This is a genomic window from Streptomyces sp. RKAG293 (genome assembly GCF_023701745.1).
GTDB lineage: Bacteria > Actinomycetota > Actinomycetes > Streptomycetales > Streptomycetaceae > Actinacidiphila.
Genome location: NZ_JAJOZB010000001.1, coordinates 6,213,754 through 6,231,759, shown reverse-complemented (window position 1 = coordinate 6,231,759; position 18,006 = coordinate 6,213,754). Strand labels below are relative to the sequence as shown.

Here is an 18,006-nt window from a genome sequence, read left to right as displayed (position 1 = left end):
CAATCACCTCACTATCTTCGGAATGACCTGGGAGCGGTCGGTCGGGGCACCGCTGGTTTCACGAGCCGGCGAAACCACGTGCCTCCTTGAGGAACTGCCCGATGTACCCGTCGTGCGGCAGATACGGATCCCGGTACCAGCCCGGGACCCTGCCGTGCAGGACCGTGCGGATGCCGGGGGTGTCCAGGGCCTCGTCGACGAGCGCGGCGTCGTCGGTGAGCAGGGTCAGGGCCAGCGAGTCGTCCAGCGGGCCGATGCCCTCCGACCGCTGCCAGGGCGCCACCCACACGCAGGGGAACGGCAGTTCCGTGCCCAGCCCCGGGTGGTCGGACCGGTCCACGCACATCACCGCGGGCCGCAGTGCCGCGGCGTCCTCATCGACGAGGGTCACCGGACCGCCGGCCGCCTCGTAGTACCGCTCCGTCAGATCGACGGCGCCCTGTGCGGCCCGGTCGAGAGCCGCCCGCAGACCGGCCGCCTCCTTGCGGGGGCGGACGGGGAGGACCGCCCGGTCGTCGGTGACCGGAAGGGCCGGCAGCGAGGCCAGTCTTTCGGCCAGCGCCTCGGCCAGGGCGCGGTGGTCGCCCGAGGTGAGGACGGCGGTGGTGTTGGTGCACCGCACTCCGCCGTCCCCGGAGATCTCGGCGACGAGATGGTCGAGCACCGCCTCGTCGACCGGGCCGTCCACGAGGATCTTGCTCCGGCCGGGACCGCGGACCAGCACCCGGTCGTTGCCGCGCAGCCGGGCCACCGTGGCCTCGCTGCCGTAGACCAGGGCCAGGTCGGCCGCGTCCACGAGAGCGTCGGCGGCCGCGTGGGACCCGGGCAGCAGACTGATCCAGCCGGGATCGAGACCGGCCTCCAGCAGCGCCCGCACCAGACGCAGCGGGGTGACGGGGTCACGGGTGCCAGGACGCACCACGACCCGGTACCCCAGCGCCACGGCCTGGAGCCAGGCTCCATGGGTGGCCGGGTGGTTGCTGGGGGCCACGACGCCGAAGACGGAACCGCGGCGCACCCAGCGGGCAGTGCGGCCGGCGCCGACCGGGGACTGTTTCCCGACGACGTCGCCGAGCAGCCCGCAGTCGTTCCGCATCCGGCCGAGGGTCTGGCGGGCCACGCTGATGGGCACGCCGGAGACGAGTGCCTGGATACGGCAGTACTCCTCCGGGGTCTGTCCGCCCAGGGTGGCGTCGGCGAACCGGCGGCCCGCGTCGGCGAGCACCGCGAGGCGCTCGTCCCGCGTCATCCGCGGCGCTTCGCGCATGCGCTTGACGGTGAGCCTGGTCACCAGGGCGGGTGCTTCATGGACGGTGGCGAGGGGAGCGCCGTTCACGCCGTGCAGCACACGCGTGTCACGGGAGCTCCGCTCCTCCCCGTCGCGGAGCACGGGTATGGACAACACGTCAGACCAACTCCTCGGGTGCCGGCCAGGAAAGGGGGCGGGAATCGTCCGAGAGCCGGGTCGGGACCCGGAACTGGGTGCGTTCCTGGTCCGTGACGTCATGGCCCATCGCATGGCGGATTCCGGCCGTCTGGATCGCCCGTGGCGGGCAGCCCTCCAGGTAGACGCCGGCTTCCCGGTGTTCGTAGAGGGCGTTGCCCACCAGGACCACCGCACCGCGCAGTTCGGGGAGGCGCTCCATCGGGCCGGAAACGATCGTCAGTTCCCCGGGGAAGGCCAGCAGTTCGTCCCGCAGCCGGTGCATGGCGGCCGCCAGCCACCGGCGGCAGTCCTCGCACGCCGTGTCGGCGTGGACGTGGATGCCCTCCCGTGGCGGGGTGAGGGTCACCGGCGCGCGGTCGATGGTGAACGCGACATCGTCGACCGCGACGCCCCTGACCTCGATGTCCGCGAGGTCGATCGGACCGAGTCCACGCTGGGCGGCGTCCTGCAGATAGGCCAGTTCCCACGCCCCGACGCCCGCGACCGCCGCCATGGTGACGTCCATCGCGACGGCGTTGCGGGAGGCCGCGATCAGGCCGACCTCCCGGGTGCTGCCCTCCATCGGGTAGTTGCCCTCAATGACGGTCATGGCGTCGCAGACCACGAGGTGCTGTGGCCGGAGCTGGTTCAGGTCGACGATGGATTCCTCGACACCGGCCATATGGACGATGCGGGTGGTGAATCCGGGCAGCAGACCGACCAGGTTCTTCATGGCGTTGGTGAAGACCACGCTGGAGTGCGTGCGCAGCTGTGGGGCACCGATGAAGAAATCACACTCGGTGACGATATCGGGAACGGCGATCGGTACCCGCAACGATCTTGCGCCGGGAACCTGCACAATGCGTAACGGCCGGTCGTCGAAACTGACCACCTGAGCGTACCGGTGAACCGGGTGCTCGAGGAGTATCTCCTTGAGTACCTGAGTGCGCTCGGCAATGAATACTTCGGCCCCGCGCGCGGACGCGCGCTTTGCCAGTGCCAGCAGCAGTTCCGGACTTGTCCGGAAACCCGGTTTTCGCTGGAACATGTTTGGCTTGATGACGACACGGTCGCCCTTGCCGATGTCCTGTAATGGATCCCCGAGCAGATCCAGCGCCGCTTCGACCCCTTCGTCGACGGCGGCGGCGGTTTGGTTCCCGACTTCTTTCAGAGAAACGGCTGTCAGATTTCCAGCCATGTGGACCCCCTTGTGTGAGTTTTCGGCCGAGGGGGTCAGACCGGCCATCCGTCGAACACCACGGCGCGCGCCGGGGCGGCTTCCACACCGGAGATCTTGATGGGGAGCGCCATCAGCTGGGCGACCTGGTTCTCGATCTGGTCGAGGTTCTGGATGTTCTCCAGGATCGGGATGTTGGCGGCCAGCAGCCGCCGGTGCACCTGTCCGCTGCGGTCGTCCGGCCGCTCGGTGATGCAGTCCATGCCGACGAGCCGGACGTCGTTCTCGACCATCCAGTCCGCCGAGGACAGGGTGAGATAGGGCGGCTTGTCCCAGTAATCCTCCCGGCCGAGGTACCGGTTCGGGTGGTCGGTGCGGATCAGCAGGCGGTCGCCGGCCTGCCATACGTCGCGGACCGCCTTCTCCAGTTCGTCGCCGGTGACGGGGTCGAGGTCGCGGTGGCCGGAGAGGTCCGCGATGACCACCCGGCCGACGAAGGTCTCCAGCGGGACCTCGTCGATCTTCGCGCCGTCCTCGTAGAAGTGGAAACCGGATTCCACGTGGGTCCCGTTGTGCGGGAAAATCTGCAGATCGGAGAAGGTCCGGCCGCCGCCGGCCGGATCGGTCTCCGGAGTCATCGCCTTACGTATACCAAACTTCGGATACCACGAGGCGTTATAGGAAGGCATTCCCTCATACCAACCCTGGCTGATATCGACCATCTTCATGTCGTACCCCCGCTGTTCATGTCGTTCGGTTTTCGGCCAACGAAACGTCTTTCGGCCAACGGCATCCGCCCCGTCTGAGGACGGCACGGCGATGACAGCACAGGAAGAATGCGCTTGGCAATCCCCTCACTTCTGGGTTACTGTCCGGAAGAAGATCTTTCCGGGGGGACGAGTCTCAGTGAAAACCGATGCCATGACCACGACTGGGTGGCACTCCCCCTGAGCTCCATCGGAGCATCCCGACACCCCTTGGAAGGCACTCCCATGATTGTGGTAATGAGTCCGCAGGCTGCCCGGGAACAAGTTGAATCCGTAAATGAATTACTTCGGGGCAGTGGCCTGATTCCGATATCCAGCACTGTGGCGGGAGTCACAGTGCTCATCACAGAGGGAACCGACGGGCCGGATCTGGCAACGGTTCTGGAGAATGCGCCGGGCGTCGACCGGGTGGTCGTGGTGTCCGGATCGCAGCGGTTGACCAGTCGGGTGTTCCGTCCCGAGGACACCCAGGTGACGCTCGGCTCCGCCGGCGGAGCGGTGTTCGGCGGCACCGGATTCGCCGTCATCGCCGGTCCCTGCGCCGTCGAGAGCCCGGCGCAGATGAACGCCGTGGTGGACTCGGTCGTCGCGAGCGGCGCGGTCATGCTGCGCGGCGGCGCTTTCAAGCCCCGCACCTCCCCGTACAGCTTCCAGGGACTGGGACTCGCGGGGCTGACCCTCCTCGCCGAGCAGCGGAAGCGGACCGGCCTGCCGGTCGTCACCGAGGTCGTGACCCCGGGCGACGTGGAAAGCGTCGCCGAGGAGAGCGACATGCTCCAGATCGGCGCGCGCAACATGCAGAACTTCGAGTTGCTGCGCGAGGCGGGAGCCTCCGGCCGGCCCGTCCTCCTCAAGCGCGGCATGTCCGCCACCATCGAGGAGTGGCTGCTCGCGGCCGAGTACGTGCTGCACATGGGGAACAGCGACGTCGTCCTGTGCGAGCGCGGTATCCGCAGCTTCGAGCGCGGCACCCGGTTCACCCTGGACCTCAGCGCGGTGGCCGAGGCCAAGCGGCTGACCCATCTGCCGGTGATCGTCGACCCGAGCCACAGCACGGGCAAGCCGCACCTCGTCGCGCCGATGTCGCTGGCGGCGGCCGCGTGCGGCGCCGACGGGCTGATCGTCGATGTCCACACGGACGCGTCGAACGCGATGTGCGACGGCGCCCAGGCCCTCAGCGGTGAGCAGTTCAGCACCCTCATGGGCCGGTTGAAGCCGGTCGTGGAGGCCGTGGGGCGCACCCTGTCGCCGGCCGTCACCCACTCCCTCGCCCGGGTCTGACCCCCACCTTCCTTGGAGAACCGCATGTCCGAGCACATCGTCGACCCGTTAACCGCCGATCTCGCGCCGGAGGAGTTCATCCACGCCGCGATGCAGTGGCACTTCTCCCCCGCCACCGGCTCGCCGTACTGGGTGAAGCGCGCGGCCGAGCTGGACTTCAACCCGCTCACCGACGTCCACACCTGGGACGACCTCGACCTCTTCCCGGACGTCAGCGACGAGTGGAAGGACGTCCCGGTCGACGCGCTGGTCCCCGCCGGGATCGGCAGGGAGGGCTGGGACTTCCAGGTCTTCGACAGCGGGGGCACCACGGGACGGCCCAAACGCATCGTGGAATCACGGTCGCGCCGCAACGGTGTCCACTGGGTGAGCCAGGTGCTCGCCGATCACAAGGTCCCGGGCGAGGGTGAGGGCCACTGGCTGCATCTCGGCCCCACGGGACCGCACATCGTCGGCCGTTCCGTCGGACTGCTGGCGCAGCTGCGGGGCACGTTCTGCCACTACATCGACTTCGACCCGCGCTGGGTCAAGAACAGCGTGAAGCAGGGCAGGACCGATGAGGCGGCCCGCTATGTGAAGCACATCCTGGCGCAGGCCCACGACATCCTGTCCACCCAGCCCGTCTCCGTCCTCTTCGCCACCCCGCCGGTGCTCGAGGCGCTGGCCGCCGACGAGAAGCTGCTGGACCTGGTGCAGCGGAAGGTGCGCGGCATCATCTGGGCCGGCACCAGCGTGAGCCCCGAGACGCTGCGGGTCTTCGAGGACGAGCTCTTCCCCGACGCCGCCGTGGTCGGTCTGTACGGCAACACCATGATGGGCATCGCCCCGCAGCGCCCCCGGAACGGCGAACGGGACGACGAACGCTGTGTCTTCATCCCCTTCCACCCGTTCAGCCGGGTCAAGGTGGTGGACCCCGAGAACACCAGCACCTCCGTGGCGCACGGCGAGCGCGGGCAGGCGAAGATCAGCCTCGTCTCCCGGGACCTGCTGCTGCCCTGGACGCTGGAGCGCGACTCCGTACTGCGCATCGCGCCCACCGCCAAGTACCCCCAGGACGGGCTGGCCGACATCAGGCCCCTCACCGTGGCCGGCGGCCCGACCGCTGTCGAAGGGGTGTACTAGGCATGACCTCCACTGCCGCACCAGTGGTCACCTCTGAACGGCCCGTCACGGTGCTCGACCGCACCGACCGGGACAGTCTCCTCGCCACCTGCCGGCGCGCCCTCGACCAGGCCCGCCGCAGCCAGCGGCTGGTCCTCGTCAGCTGGGCCAAACCGCTCACCCTCGCCGACCCCGTCGCGATCTGGAGCCGGGCCCGGCGCGGTACGCCGCGCTCCTTCCTGTGGCAGTCGGCATGGGACCGCGGATCCGTCGTCGCTATCGGATCGGCCCGCGATCTGCGCGGACGGGGCGAGAACCGTGTCGCGTCCGTCCGCGACGGATGGCAGGCACTGACCCGCGACCTCGTCACCGGCGGAACGGCGGTCACCGAACTGCCCGCGGGCGAAGGCCCGCTGGCCATCGGCGGTTTCGCCTTCAGCCCCGAGAACGCCCCGGAGAAGGGCCGCCTTCCGGACGCCCTGATGTGGGTGCCCGCGCTGCAGATCCGCGGCACGGTGCCCGACCAGGACGCCGCCGACCGTCCCGGCCCGGCCGAACTGCGCCTGAACGCGGTGCTGTTGCACGACAGCGACGCCGAGCAGGTGGTCAACGGCCTGATCCACCTCGCCGACCTCTGCCTTCCGCCGGAGGCCGCCGCCGAGGAGCGGAAACCGGCATACGCCGACGAACGGACCCACACCAGCGCCGAGCTGCCGGACGCCGACCACTGGAAGGGGCTGGTCCGCCGCGCGACCGGCCGGATCCGGGACGGCGACTTCGAGAAGGTGGTGCTGGCCCGTGAGCTGCGGGTCACCGCCTCCAGCCCGTTCGACGTGCCGACCGCGGTGCACCGGCTGCGCAGCGCCTATCCCGGCACCACCGTCTTCGCCGTGGACCACGAGGAGTACACGTTCCTCGGCGCGACCCCCGAATACCTCGTACGGGTCGACCACCGGGCGGTGCACGCGCTGGGACTGGCCGGTACCGCGCCCCGTGGGCTCACCCCGGAACAGGACGCGGCTCTCGCCCTCGAACTGGCCGGCAGCGCCAAGATCCAGCACGAGCACGACGTCGTGGTGCAGATGCTCCGCGACGCCCTGCGGGACTCGTGCGTCAACGTGGACTCCGACGCGGAGCCGAGCGTGGTCAAGCTCGCCAACGTCCAGCATCTGTCCACGAAGGTCCGCGGCGAGCTGGCGGCCGACTCCACCGCGGGCATCCTGGACTTCGTCGACCGTCTCCACCCGACCCCGGCCCTCGGCGGCCACCCCCGCAAGGAGTCGCTGAGCTGGCTCTCCGACAACGAGGGGCTCGACCGGAGCTGGTACGCGGGAGTGGTCGGCTGGGCCGACCACTCCGGGCAGGGCCAGTTCGCGGTCACCATCCGGTCCGCCCTGGTCGACGGCCCCTCCGCCTCGCTCTACGCCGGCTGCGGCATCGTGGCCGACTCCGATCCCGAGGCGGAGTACGCGGAGTCCTGCGCGAAGCTGCGCCCGATGATGTCCGCGCTGGGGATCGAGTGACCGTCATGCCGTTCGCGCCCTCCCTCACCAGTGATCCACCCGGCACGGACGACGTTCTGACCCACCGGCTCGAAGCGCTCCGGCAGCAGCTGGCGGGCCTGGAATCGGTGGTGGTGGCCTTCTCCGGCGGCGCGGACTCCTCACTGCTGCTGGCGGCGGCGCTCCGCGCGCTCGGCCCCGGCCGGGTGCTGGCGGCCACCGGGGACTCGGCGAGCCTGTCGGGCCGGGAGCGGGCCGCCGGGCGGGACGTCGCGCGGGAGCAGGGGGCGCGGCACCTGTTCGTGGACACCCATGAGCTGGCGGCGGCCGGGTATGCGGAGAACTCCCCGTCGCGCTGCTGGTTCTGCAAGGACGAGCTGGTCAAGCGGCTGCTGAAGGTGGCGGCCGCCGAGGGTCTGGCGCATGTCGCGACGGGCACCAACGCGGACGATCTCACCGACCGCTTCCGGCCGGGCATCCGGGCAGCCGCGCTGCACGGTGTCGTCACCCCGCTGGCCGACGCCGGTCTGACCAAGGACCAGGTCCGGGCGGCCAGCCGGGACTGGGCGCTGCCGACCTGGGACAAGCCGGCGTCGCCGTGTCTGTCCAGCCGGATCGCCTACGGCCTGACCATCACCCGGGAGCGGCTGGCCCGGGTCGAGGCCGCCGAGGACGCGCTCCGCGACGGTCTGGTCCGGGCCGGCATCACGTCGTACAACCAGCGGGTCCGCGACCTGGGCGACCGGGCACTGATCCAGGTCGAGAGCTCGGTCGTGGCCGAAGTCACCGCCCTTGCCGAGGTGTTGGCGGCCGTGCGCCGGGCGGGGTTCGAGTCGGTGGAGGTCGACCCCCGCGGATTCCGGTCCGGCTCCCTCAACGAGGCCGCGGCCGGCGGCCCAGCGGAACGGAGCGGCTGAGCAGATGGATCGTGATGAAGTCCGGGACCTCCTGGAACGGGTGTCCTCGGGAAGCGAGACCGCGGAGGGGGCCCTCCGCACCTTGTCGCAGGGCCCCCTGTCCGGCGCCGGCGGTACCGGTGCCGGGACCGAGGATCTGGGGTTCGCCCGGCTGGACACCCATCGTGCCCTGCGCACCGGCGACCCCGAAGTGGTCTACGGGGCGGGCAAGACACCGGAGCAGACCGTCGCCCTGCTGGAGGCCCTGCGCCGCCAGCCGGGGCGGCGGTCCGCCCTCGCCACCCGGCTGCCGGACGCGACGCTGGACGCCGTGGCGGAGACGTTCCCCGGCGCCCGGATCGACCCGGTGGCCCGCTGCGCCGCGGTGGGCGGGGAACCGGCCGCCCGGGGCAGCGTCCTGGTGGTGACCGCCGGGACGTCGGACGAACCGGTGGCGCGCGAGGCGGCGTTCGTCGCCTCGGAGTTCGGCTGCTCGACGCGCATCGTGCGGGACGTCGGCGTGGCCGGCATCCACCGGCTGCTCGCGGTGCGGGACGAACTGGACGCCGCGGACTGCCTGATCGTGGTCGCGGGGATGGACGGCGCGCTGCCGAGCGTGGTGGCCGGCCTGGTCGGCAACCCCGTGATCGCGGTCCCGACGAGTGTCGGGTACGGCAGTTCCTTCGGCGGGATCGCGCCGCTGCTCACCATGCTCAACTCCTGCGGTCCCGGCGTCATGGTGTGCAACATCGACAACGGTTTCGGGGCGGCCGTCGCGGCGGCCCGGATGACCCGGCGCATGGTCCGCGCCGACAGCGACACCGGCGCCGACTCCTGCGCCTGCACCGGTACCCACGCACCGGTTCCGGTGAGCCGATGACGACCTCCGCATGGTTCGACTGTTCGTCCGGGGCGGCCGGGGACATGATCCTGGGCGCGCTCCTCGATGCCGGGGCCTCGGTGGCGGCGGTTCAGCGGGCCGTCGACGCCGTGGTCCCCGGCAGCGTCACCCTCCGCACCGAGACGGTCAAGCGCTGCGGTCTGTCGGCCACGAAGGTGCACGTCGACACGGATCCCAGCCCTCCGCACCGCACCTGGCACTCGATCCGCGCGATGCTCACCGAGGCCGCGCTCCCCGAACCGGTGCGGGAGCGGGCGCAGTCCGTGTTCTCGCGGCTGGCGCACGCCGAGGCCGCCGCCCATGGGACGGCCGTCGACGATGTGCACTTCCACGAGGTCGGCGCTCTCGACGCGATCGGCGATGTGGTGGGGGCGTGCATGGCCCACCACGAACTGGGCATCTCCACCGCGTCCTCGACGCCCATGGCGCTGGGCAACGGACGGGCGAACAGCGCCCACGGCGGGATTCCCGTCCCGACTCCGGCCGTGCTCCGGCTGCTCGCCGCCCACGGGGCGCCTGCGCGGTCCGGGGAGTTCCCGTTCGAGATGTGCACGCCGACCGGCGCGGCACTCATTCTGTCGATGTGTTCCTCGTGGGGCGGAATGCCGCCGCTGCGGATCCTCGGCAACGGAATGGGAGCCGGTACGCGGGATCTCCCGGAAACCCCGAATGTCGTCCGGGTCGTGCTGGGACATCCGGTCGCCGGGGAATCCGGCACCGGGGAATCCGGCACCGATGAGGCGGATACCCCGCCCGCGACGGACGCCGTGGTCGTCGACGCCAACATCGACGACCTCGACCCGCGGATCTGGCCGCATGTGCTGGCCCGGCTGATGGCGGTCGGGGCGTCCGACGCCTGGCTCACGCCCATTCTGATGAAGAAGGGCCGCCCCGCCCAGACGCTCTCGGTGCTCTGCCCGCCCCATCTCCTGCCGGCCGTGCGGGAGACGATCGTGACCGAGACCTCCACCATCGGGACCCGCGAGTACCACGTGGGCAAGCGGGAGCTGGCCCGGGAGTTCGCCACGGTCATGGTCGGCACCGCCGCCGTGCAGGTCAAGATCGCCCGCTATCGGCAGCGGATCGTCACCGCGCAACCGGAGTACCGGGACGTCGTCGCCGCGGCAGAACAACTGGGCATTCCGGTCAAGACGGCGCTGGCGAGATCGATCGCCGCCGCCGAACGCATGAGTCCACAATAAATGGTGAGGTAAGAATGACCGTCAAGCCTGCCGCTCCCCGCGTGGTCGTCATCGTCGACGCGTATTCGAGCGCACGATCCCTTGCCCCGCTCTTCCAGGCGCGCGGCTATGCATGCATCCACGTCCAGAGCACCCCGGCGATTCCGGCGGTGTACGAGAAGAGCTTCCGGGCCTCGGACTTCACCGCCAACATCGTGCACACGGGGGATGTCGCGGCAACGGTCGCGGCCCTCTCCGCGCACGCTCCGGTGAGTCTGCTGGCGGGCATCGAGAGCGGGGTCGAGGTCGCGGACGTGCTCAGCGAGGCGCTCGGCCTGCGGACGAACGGCACGGCGCTGAGCCCGTCCCGCCGGGACAAGTTCCGCATGATGGAGACGGTCAAGGAGGCCGGGGTGCCCGGCACCGGCCAGATCCTGGCCACCGACCTCGACACGCTGCTCGCCTGGCACCGGGAGGCCGAAGGCCGGGTCGTGCTGAAGCCGTTGAAGAGCGCGGGAAGCGACGGCATCTACTTCTGTGACGACGCGGACCAGGTGCGCGCCGCGTTCGAGTCGCTGCTCGGCTCCGAGAGCGCGCTGGAGCTGCACAACCACGCGGTGCTGGCGCAGGAGTACCTGGTCGGCAGCGAGTACATCGTGAACACCGTGAGCCTGGACGGGAAGCACCACGTCACGGACATCTGGAAGATGCACCACCTCGGCGCCAACGGGGTGCACGACATGGCGGCCGGCGCCCAGCTGATGCCCCGTCATGGCGTGGAGCAGGACGCGCTGGTCGAGTACAACTGCCTGGTCCTGGACGCCCTGGGGGTGCGCAACGGCCCCGCGCACACCGAGCTCAAGCTGACGCCGCAGGGCCCGCGGCTGGTCGAGAGCGCCGCCCGGATCTGCGGCGCGGACGTGCACGTGCCGGCCAAGGGCGCGATCGGCGAGAGCCAGCTGGACTGGACCGTGGACGCGTACGTCGACCCCGAGCGCTTCCTGGAGCGCTGGGAGGCCGGCTACGAACTGGCCCGGCACGCCGGCATCGTCAACATGGTCTCGCCGGCGGCCGGCAAGCTCGTCGGGTACCCGAAGATGGCCGAGCTCCGGGGTCTGGAGAGCTTCCACGACATCACGCTGAACGTGCACCCCGGCGACGAGATCCACCGCTCGATCGACGACTGGACCTACCCCATGCGCGTGTACCTCGTGCACGAGACCGAGAGCGTCGTCATGCACAACATCCTGTCGGCGCGGTACATGGACGGCGAAGGCTTCTACGACATCGTCTGAGCGACGACCGGCCGGCGCGGCAGGAACGAGTGGGGCCCGGCACCGGTCATGGTGCCGGGCCCCACTCATGAGGGTCAGCCCTGCAGCTTGGCCCAGAACTCGTCCCACGAGAGCTGCCCGTCACCGTCGGTGTCGTCGGCGTTGATCACGGCCTGGGCGACCGACTCGGTGGTGTAGAAGTCCCCGAGCTCGGCCATGACCTTCTTGTACTCGGCCGCGGTGATCTGACCGTCCTTGTCAAGGTCATACCGGTCGAAAGCCCTCTTCGCTGCCTCGATGTCCGCCACGTGACCCGCCCCTTCTCTGTGCCTGATTGACGGGCTCAGATTATCGGGGTTTCCAGGCCGAACAATAAGTGCGACCGGTCGGTCGTCTTTCTGTTACGGTGAGGTCATGGCAGACGGCGAGCGACCCGACGGCAGACGCGTACGCGGGGAGCGGACGCGGCAAGCGGTGCTGGACACGGCCGTGGCGCTCGCGTCGGTGGACGGACTGGACGGGCTCTCGCTGGCGCGGCTGTCCGGAGCGCTCGGAGTGAGCAAGTCCGGACTGTTCACGCACTGGCGGGACAAGGAGCAGCTCCAGCTGGACGTGATCGACCGGGCCCGCAAGCAGTGGGGCGCGCTCGTCATGCGGCCGGCGCAGGACGCGCCGGCCGGCGTACGGCGGCTGCTCGCGCTGCACGAGGCACGGCTGGCCTTCTACGCCGAGGACGTACTGCCCGGCGGCTGCTTCTTCGCCGCCGTGCAGACGGAGTTCGACGACCGGCCGGGCGCGGTGCACGACCGCGTCGCGCAGTCGATCGTCGACTGGGTGCGGCACATCCAGGACCTCGTCGAGGAGGCGATCACCCTCGGCGAGCTGCGGGCGGACGTGGACGCCGCGCAGCTGACGTTCGAGATCGACGCGCTCGGCGAGGCCGTCGTCACCCGCTCCCGGCTCATGGACCGGGCCACCGTCCTCGCCCAGGCGCACCGGGCCGTCCTGGAACGGCTCAGATCCTGCTGCACCGACCCTTCGATCCTCCCGGAGAGCTGAGACATGACGACCACCGCCCAGCCACCGGCCACCCCAGAGGCACCGGCCGCACAGATCTTCCCCGTCCAGATCCACTTCGACGATCTCGACGCCCTGGGAATGGTCCACAACGCCCGCTACGCGCTGTTCGTCGAGCGCGCGATCACCGCCTACTGGGTCGACCGGGGCTGGTCGTACACCGCCGACCGCACGGAGTACGACGACACCTTCCTCGCGGTGCGCGAGTTCCGCATCGAGTACCTGGCGCCGATCCTGGGCGCGGGCGACGGGGCCGTGCACATCTGGATCGAGCACCTGGGGCGCACCAGCATCGTCTACGGCTTCCGCGTGCTGTCCGCCGACCGGCGGGTGGTGCACGCGTCGGGACGCCGCGCCCAGGTCAAGCTCGACCCGGCCACCTTGCGCCCCAGCCCGCTGAGCGACGAGCTGCGCGCGGCGGCGGCTCCGTTGATGGACACGCGGTCCATACGCTCCACCGCATAGCGAATCGTTCGAATGCAAGATCGATACACTGCTTATCCACTGTTTACAAGGCAAGTGGCGCAGTTCACTCCCTTATACGTAAGGGATTGATGAAGAATATTGGCTAATGTCCCATATGCGGGTTTGCCTGCCCCGTGCCCCCTGTGTCAGAGTCGGTGCCAACGGCCCCCACTGACCCGGGCTGAGCCGTTCCCAAGGCGCCGCGGACCACACCCCCCTTGCTCCGCGGCGATACGAAGTGGCCCTCCCTGTGTCGCACTGCGACACCGGAGGGCTTCTTCGCGTTCCAGGGGGTGCGAACGCTCAGCGGTCCAGGACGCGCAGTTCGAACCAGGTCGTCTTGCCGCGTGGCTGGAGGTCGACACCCCAGCGGTCGGAGAGCTTGTCGACGAGGAAGAGGCCGCGGCCGCTGACGTCGAGCTCGCGGACCGGCAGCAGACAGGGCAGCGCCCGCGAGGGATCGCGGACCTCGACGCGGATCCAGCCGCGGCGGCGCAGCATCCGGATCCCGAAGGTACGGGCGCCGGTGTGCCGGACGGCGTTTCCGACGAGTTCCGAGACCAGTAACTCGACGGTTTCGGAGAGCTGCGGAAGCGACCACTGGCGCAACACCGAGACGGAGAGCCGGCGCGCGGTCGAGGCGGATTCGGGGCGCGAGGTCAGCCGGACCTCTTCCACCGACGGATCTCCGACCAGATCGAGGGCTTTGGCAGCGGCCTCGTCGGCCGCCGCCGACGGCCACGCCGCAGCGGCGATGGTCACCCGCTGCGGTTGCTCGGATGCTCCCCGGCCCGCCATGCGTTCATCATGGCCGCACGGAAGGCGGTTCGGGGTGGATCCGGCGGAATTGGCCGACCGGAATGAGGGGTTCCATAAGCGTGTTCAGGCATATGCCATGGGCATTGATCACCCCCGGGAAGCCGTGATGACCTGCAGTGATGAGTCGCTGACGATCAGCGACGAGCCGTTCGAGGCGGGGTTTCCTTAAGGTTCGCTTAAGGCTCTTTTAAGGTCGCCCCACCCGGTCGGCCCAACGTCAACAGGCCCTCGAAAGAGGGGTGATGGGCCGGCCGGGGGTCCGCAGCGGACCCCCGGCCGGCCCCTCGGCGCGAGGACTAACGGAACTTCGCCTTGCCCGGGCCGTCCTCGACGAAGCTGCGCATGCCCGTCTCGCGGTCGGCCGTCGCGAACAGACCGGCGAACAGGGTGCGTTCGATGGTCAGCCCGGTCTCCAGGTCCGTCTCCAGACCGCCGTCGATCGCTTCCTTGGCCGCGCGCAGCGCGTACGCGGGGCCGCGGGCGAGGCGTTCCGCCCAGGCGCGCGCCTCGGCGTAGACCTGCTCCGCCGGCACGACCTTGTCGACCAGGCCGATGGCCAGCGCCTCCTCGGCCTTCACCATCCGGCCGGTGAAGATCAGGTCCTTGGCCCGGGAGGGACCCACCAGGCGCGTCAGCCGCTGGGTTCCGCCGGCGCCCGGGATCAGGCCGAGCAGGATCTCCGGCTGGCCCAGCTTCGCGTTCTCCGCCGCGATGCGGATGTCGGCGCAGAGCGCCAGTTCGCAGCCGCCGCCCAGCGCGTAGCCGGTGACCGCGGCGACCACCGGCTTGGGGATGCGGGCGACCGCGGTGAAGGACTCCTGCAGCGCGCGCGAGCGGTCGACCATGCCCTCGTAGGACATGGCCTGCATCTCCTTGATGTCCGCGCCGGCGGCGAACACCTTCTCCCCGCCCCAGACGATCACGGCGCGTACGTCGTCGCGCCGGCCCGCCTCCTCCGCGACCACCTTCAGCCGGTCCTGGGTGGCGATGTCCAGTGCGTTCATCGGCGGCCGGTCGATGCGGATCGTGCCGACGCCTTCGGCGACTTCGAGGCTCACAGTCATGGTCCGGAGACTACTTCGCCGGGCGGGCCCGAAGAACAGGCCCGCCCGGCGACGGAGGTCACATCGACTGGTCAGCGGGTCAGCTGGTCCACTCGCTCCAGGAGAGGTTCCAGCCGTTGAGGCCGTTGTACCACTGCACGGTCTTGTCCTTGGAGTTGATCACCTGGACGACGTCGCCCACGATCGACTGGTTGTAGAACCAGGCGGCCGGGGTGGACGGGTCACCGGCACCACGGGTGTCGGACAGGCCCACGCAGCCGTGGCTGGTGTTGGAGTTGCCGAAGATCGACTTGGCCGCCCAGTAGTTGCCGTGGATGAAGGTGCCCGAGTTGGTCAGGCGGATGGCGTGCGGTACGTCCTTGATGTCGTACTCGCCGCCGAAGCCGACCGTGTCACCGTTCATCCGGGTCACGTCGTACTTCTCGGTCATCACCATCTTGCCGTTGTACGTGGTGTGCGCCGGGGCGCCCGAGCTGATCGGGATGGTGCGGATCACCGCGCCGTTACGGCTGACCGTCATGGTGTGCTTCGCGGCGTCGACCACGCTGACCTGGCTGCGGCCGACGGTGAACTTCACGTCCTTGGACTGCTTGCCGTAGACGCCGGGGGCGCCTTCGACGCCGTCCAGCCGCAGGCTCAGCGTCACCTTGGTACCGGCCGCCCAGTACTGCTCGGGGCGCAGGTCCAGACGCTGGTTGCCGTACCAGTGGCCCTTGACGGGGACGGACGGCGAAGCGGTGACCTGGACGGCCGCCTCGACGGCCTTCTTGTTGGTGATCGCCCGGTTGAAGTTGAGCGACACCTCCATGCCGACGCCGACGGTCTGGCCGTCCTCCGGCGTGTAGAAGCCGACGAAGGAATCCTTCGGCGTGATGGTGGTGAACACCGCGTGCTTGGCGGACTCGCGGCCGTCGGTGTCCTTGGCGATCGCGTCCACCGTGTACTTGGTGGAGGTGCCGAGGTGCTCGTCCGGCGCCCAGCTGGCGCCGTCGGCGGCTATGTCGCCCTTGACCGCCGTGCCCTTGTCGTCCTTGACGATGACGGAGCTGAGCTTGCCGCTCGCGGCCGTGACCTTCAACGCGCCGCTCGTGGCCACGTTGTTCGCGCCGTCCTTCGGCGTGATGGTGACCACCGCCGCCGAGGCCTTGGTGTCGGCGCTCGTGCCGGCCTGCGCCCCGGCCGGCTTGTTACCACCGGCGCCGCCGGTGCTGCCGGTGTTCGTGCCGCCGCCACCGCCACCGCACGCGGTGGTCATCAACAGCAGCGCCCCCAGCGCCAGCGCCAGCAACGTCTGCCTGGCGCCCGGCGCCGCCTGTATCGGCTTCAACTTTCTGCTCCCCTCACACGGCCGCCCGCCCACGCGTCCGGAATGCCCAGCTACGGCACCCCTGGTAGCGATTCTGCCCGGCCGATCCGACCCTGACCCCCCTGTGCGTGGCCGCTGCAGAGCCGCTGGGGCTTCTGCGCGTAATACCGCTCACGCAAACGACAGATAATCACACGCAAGGTGGGCCCGGTGACACGGGAATGTCACCATTCCGTCCCAGTCGGCTGTGAGCCCGCCACGAGGCCGGACCCGGCTCCGGAATCGCTTCCGGAACGGACTCCGGGCCCGGTCCCCCACCGGTTCCGGACCAGTGGCGGACGGGGCCCGGAAGGGACCGCGGAGAGCGCCGCGTCAGGGGTTGGAGCCGGATTCCGGGGACGCGGCGGAGTCCAGGGACGCGGCGGAACCCGCGCGCCACTCCTGCCAGCTGAGGTTCCAGCCGCCCATGCCGTTGTCCGCCGCGACCGTGCGGTCATGGGAGTTGATCACCTCGACGGTGTCACCGACGAGCGAGTGCTCGAAGAGCCAGCCCGCCGGCGTCGTCGAGCGGCCGCCCTTCACATCGGCGAGCCCGACACAGCCATGGCTGGTGTTGGTGATGCCGAAGGTCCCGGGCGCGGCCCAGTAGTTGCCGTGCAGGAACGTTCCGGAGCGGGTGAGGCGCATGGCGTGCGGAACATCCGGAATGTCGTACTCCCCGCCGAAACCGACCGTCTGGCCGTTCATCCGGGTGAGGGCGAACTTCTCTGCGATCACCATCGTGCCCTGGTACGTGGGGTGCTCCGGGCTGCCGGCCGAGATCGGGAGCGTCTTGAACAGCCGCCCCTCGCGCCGCACGGTCATGGTGTGCGCGTCCGCGTCGACCGTGCTGGTCTGGTCGCGGCCGATGGTGAACCGGACGTTCTTGGACTGCGTGCCGTACATGCCGTCGGCACCCTCGACGTCCTTCAGCCGCAGCGACATCGTCACCTCGGTGCCGGCCCGCCAGTGCTTCTTGGGCCGCAGGTCGAGGCGCCGGCTGCCGAACCAGTGCGGGACCACCTCCACCGCGGGCTTCGCGTGGACGGTGATCGCCCGCTCCACCGCCGCACGGTCGGTGACCGGCCGGTTGAAGTTGACGGTGATGATCATGCCGGTGCCGACGGTGGACCCGGCCTCGGGTGTGTAGAAGCCGATGAACTTGTGCTTGGGCACCAGCGTCGTGAACACCACGTGCTTGGCGGCCCGGCGGCCCTGGCCGTCCACCGCGTAGGCGTCCACCGTGTACTGCGTGGAGAGCGCCAGTTTGCCCGTGGGCAGCCAGCCGCTGTGGTCCGCCGCGAGGGTGCCGGCGACCGGTACGCCCTCGGCGTCGGCCACCTTGACCTGCGTCAACTCGCCCTTCTCCACTCCGACCCGCAGCTGCCCTTCGGGCAGCACATCGTGCGCCGCGTCGTCCGGCGTGATGCTGATGACCGCCTCCGACACCTTCGGGACGACTTCCCTGGGACGGGCGTCGTCACCACTGCTGCCGACGTCACCGCCGCCTCCCGCCGCGCACCCGGCGAGGAGCCCGCCGAGTACTACCGCTCCTACCAGTCCCGCCCCGGCGCTCAGGGCGCGCCTCACCACATTCGTCACGCAGGGTCAACGAGAGCGGCGCCCCTGGGGAAACGTGTCACCGCCCACGTGTACGGGAACGGGCGGCAACAGGGACGACACCGATCACACGGGTGACGGCACGCGTCCGGAGGGGAAGGAATGGTAGG

Annotated in this window: 17 protein-coding genes; 9 read left to right on the top strand and 8 right to left on the bottom strand. The window is 69.9% G+C overall.

The genetic code is table 11. From position 1 onward, the window contains the following. Positions 1–58: 58 nt before the first annotated feature. From LNW72_RS27725 to LNW72_RS27715, 3 genes are read right to left on the bottom strand one after another with little or no spacing between them, the layout of a single operon-like run. Complete coding sequence (locus tag LNW72_RS27725) at positions 59–1,405, bottom strand: aldehyde dehydrogenase family protein (protein WP_250977842.1); 1,347 nt, start codon at positions 1,403–1,405, stop codon at positions 59–61. 1 nt (position 1,406) lies between these two features. Beyond that, a complete protein-coding gene (locus LNW72_RS27720; RefSeq protein ID WP_250977841.1) occupies positions 1,407–2,672 on the bottom strand; it encodes a DUF362 domain-containing protein in 1,266 nt (421 codons plus the stop codon). After that, positions 2,660–3,325: a cyclase family protein gene (locus LNW72_RS27715; protein ID WP_285370741.1), complete on the bottom strand. Its 666-nt coding sequence runs from the start codon at positions 3,323–3,325 to the stop codon at positions 2,660–2,662. The genes LNW72_RS27720 and LNW72_RS27715 overlap by 13 nt, the downstream gene beginning before the upstream one ends. 270 nt (positions 3,326–3,595) lie before the next feature. Between LNW72_RS27715 and aroF the strand changes: the two genes are divergently transcribed. From aroF to LNW72_RS27680, 7 genes are read left to right on the top strand one after another with little or no spacing between them, the layout of a single operon-like run. Further along, entirely contained in the window at positions 3,596–4,651 is a 1,056-nt protein-coding gene (gene aroF / locus LNW72_RS27710; RefSeq protein WP_250977839.1) for a 3-deoxy-7-phosphoheptulonate synthase, read from the top strand. A gap of 24 nt (positions 4,652–4,675) precedes the next feature. Continuing rightward, complete coding sequence (locus LNW72_RS27705) at positions 4,676–5,773, top strand: long-chain fatty acid--CoA ligase (RefSeq protein ID WP_250977838.1); 1,098 nt, start codon at positions 4,676–4,678, stop codon at positions 5,771–5,773. A gap of 2 nt (positions 5,774–5,775) precedes the next feature. Next, entirely contained in the window at positions 5,776–7,275 is a 1,500-nt protein-coding gene (locus tag LNW72_RS27700) for an isochorismate synthase (protein WP_250977837.1), read from the top strand. 5 nt (positions 7,276–7,280) lie between these two features. Beyond that, entirely contained in the window at positions 7,281–8,171 is an 891-nt protein-coding gene (larE, locus tag LNW72_RS27695; protein WP_250977836.1) for an ATP-dependent sacrificial sulfur transferase LarE, read from the top strand. Positions 8,172–8,175: 4 nt separating this feature from the next. Next, positions 8,176–9,030 carry a nickel pincer cofactor biosynthesis protein LarB gene (larB, locus tag LNW72_RS27690; protein ID WP_250977835.1) on the top strand — a complete coding sequence of 285 codons (855 nt, stop codon included), beginning with the start codon at positions 8,176–8,178 and terminating at the stop codon, positions 9,028–9,030. Beyond that, positions 9,027–10,253, top strand: coding sequence for a nickel pincer cofactor biosynthesis protein LarC (gene larC / locus LNW72_RS27685; protein WP_250977834.1), 1,227 nt, complete (start codon positions 9,027–9,029; stop codon positions 10,251–10,253). Before larB ends, larC begins: the two co-directional genes overlap by 4 nt. Before the next feature lie 14 nt (positions 10,254–10,267). Then, the gene (locus tag LNW72_RS27680) at positions 10,268–11,527 is read left to right on the top strand and encodes an ATP-grasp domain-containing protein (RefSeq protein WP_250977833.1); all 1,260 of its coding nucleotides are present in this window, start codon (positions 10,268–10,270) and stop codon (positions 11,525–11,527) included. A gap of 74 nt (positions 11,528–11,601) precedes the next feature. Here LNW72_RS27680 and LNW72_RS27675 read toward each other — a convergent pair whose 3' ends face one another. Further along, on the bottom strand, positions 11,602–11,814 hold the full coding sequence (locus LNW72_RS27675; RefSeq protein WP_250977832.1) for an EF-hand domain-containing protein: 213 nt from the start codon (positions 11,812–11,814) through the stop codon (positions 11,602–11,604). Between the two features lie 106 nt (positions 11,815–11,920). On the opposite strand from LNW72_RS27675, the gene LNW72_RS27670 reads away from it, so the two are divergent. Both LNW72_RS27670 and LNW72_RS27665 read left to right on the top strand, forming a co-directional pair. Further along, positions 11,921–12,565: a TetR/AcrR family transcriptional regulator gene (locus LNW72_RS27670; protein ID WP_250977831.1), complete on the top strand. Its 645-nt coding sequence runs from the start codon at positions 11,921–11,923 to the stop codon at positions 12,563–12,565. Positions 12,566–12,568: 3 nt separating this feature from the next. Further along, positions 12,569–13,048, top strand: a complete 480-nt coding sequence (locus LNW72_RS27665; protein ID WP_250977830.1) for a thioesterase family protein — start codon at positions 12,569–12,571, stop codon at positions 13,046–13,048. A gap of 303 nt (positions 13,049–13,351) precedes the next feature. Here LNW72_RS27665 and LNW72_RS27660 read toward each other — a convergent pair whose 3' ends face one another. From LNW72_RS27660 to LNW72_RS27645, 4 genes are all read right to left on the bottom strand, one after another. After that, complete coding sequence (locus tag LNW72_RS27660; RefSeq protein ID WP_250977829.1) at positions 13,352–13,846, bottom strand: ATP-binding protein; 495 nt, start codon at positions 13,844–13,846, stop codon at positions 13,352–13,354. A 317-nt stretch (positions 13,847–14,163) separates the two neighbouring features. Further along, positions 14,164–14,931, bottom strand: a complete 768-nt coding sequence (locus tag LNW72_RS27655) for an enoyl-CoA hydratase/isomerase family protein (RefSeq protein ID WP_250977828.1) — start codon at positions 14,929–14,931, stop codon at positions 14,164–14,166. 79 nt (positions 14,932–15,010) lie between these two features. Next, complete coding sequence (locus LNW72_RS27650; RefSeq protein ID WP_374117337.1) at positions 15,011–16,291, bottom strand: Ig-like domain-containing protein; 1,281 nt, start codon at positions 16,289–16,291, stop codon at positions 15,011–15,013. Positions 16,292–16,609: 318 nt separating this feature from the next. Next, complete coding sequence (locus LNW72_RS27645; RefSeq protein WP_250977827.1) at positions 16,610–17,878, bottom strand: Ig-like domain-containing protein; 1,269 nt, start codon at positions 17,876–17,878, stop codon at positions 16,610–16,612. Between the last annotated feature and the right edge of the window lie 128 nt (positions 17,879–18,006).

What these genes read in the sequence shown, in the direction of transcription:
- LNW72_RS27720 (WP_250977841.1), bottom strand. Translation starts at nt 2,672, where the DNA reads ATGGCCGGTCTGACCCCCTCGGCCGAAAACTCACACAAGGGGGTCCAC.
- LNW72_RS27715 (WP_285370741.1), bottom strand. Translation starts at nt 3,325, where the DNA reads ATGGTCGATATCAGCCAGGGTTGGTATGAGGGAATGCCTTCCTATAAC.
- aroF (WP_250977839.1), top strand. Translation starts at nt 3,596, where the DNA reads ATGATTGTGGTAATGAGTCCGCAGGCTGCCCGGGAACAAGTTGAATCC.
- LNW72_RS27705 (WP_250977838.1), top strand. Translation starts at nt 4,676, where the DNA reads ATGTCCGAGCACATCGTCGACCCGTTAACCGCCGATCTCGCGCCGGAG.
- LNW72_RS27700 (WP_250977837.1), top strand. Translation starts at nt 5,776, where the DNA reads ATGACCTCCACTGCCGCACCAGTGGTCACCTCTGAACGGCCCGTCACG.
- larE (WP_250977836.1), top strand. Translation starts at nt 7,281, where the DNA reads ATGCCGTTCGCGCCCTCCCTCACCAGTGATCCACCCGGCACGGACGAC.
- larB (WP_250977835.1), top strand. Translation starts at nt 8,176, where the DNA reads ATGGATCGTGATGAAGTCCGGGACCTCCTGGAACGGGTGTCCTCGGGA.
- larC (WP_250977834.1), top strand. Translation starts at nt 9,027, where the DNA reads ATGACGACCTCCGCATGGTTCGACTGTTCGTCCGGGGCGGCCGGGGAC.
- LNW72_RS27680 (WP_250977833.1), top strand. Translation starts at nt 10,268, where the DNA reads ATGACCGTCAAGCCTGCCGCTCCCCGCGTGGTCGTCATCGTCGACGCG.
- LNW72_RS27670 (WP_250977831.1), top strand. Translation starts at nt 11,921, where the DNA reads ATGGCAGACGGCGAGCGACCCGACGGCAGACGCGTACGCGGGGAGCGG.
- LNW72_RS27665 (WP_250977830.1), top strand. Translation starts at nt 12,569, where the DNA reads ATGACGACCACCGCCCAGCCACCGGCCACCCCAGAGGCACCGGCCGCA.
- LNW72_RS27660 (WP_250977829.1), bottom strand. Translation starts at nt 13,846, where the DNA reads ATGGCGGGCCGGGGAGCATCCGAGCAACCGCAGCGGGTGACCATCGCC.
- LNW72_RS27655 (WP_250977828.1), bottom strand. Translation starts at nt 14,931, where the DNA reads ATGACTGTGAGCCTCGAAGTCGCCGAAGGCGTCGGCACGATCCGCATC.